Here is a 262-nt window from a genome sequence, read left to right on the forward strand (position 1 = left end):
GTCTTAATTGTCGATGATGAACCGTTAGCACGGGAGAACCTGCGTGTATTTTTGCAGGAGCAGAGCGATATTGAAATCGTTGGAGAGTGTTCAAACGCCGTGGAAGGGATCGGCGCGGTGCATAAACTGCGCCCGGATGTGCTGTTTCTCGATATCCAGATGCCGCGCATCAGTGGTCTGGAAATGGTGGGGATGCTTGACCCGGAACATCGCCCGTATATTGTTTTTCTCACTGCGTTTGACGAATACGCAATTAAAGCCT

At 50.4% G+C, this 262-nt stretch carries 1 protein-coding gene; it reads left to right on the forward strand.

Annotated features, from left to right (window positions below; translation table 11 throughout):
- Positions 1-262, forward strand: a 262-nt coding sequence (locus SB786_RS36660) for a response regulator (RefSeq protein ID WP_410731643.1), incomplete at both ends; no start/stop codon positions are given.

Source organism: Burkholderia sp. SIMBA_062 (genome assembly GCF_046534765.1).
GTDB lineage: Bacteria > Pseudomonadota > Gammaproteobacteria > Burkholderiales > Burkholderiaceae > Burkholderia > Burkholderia ambifaria.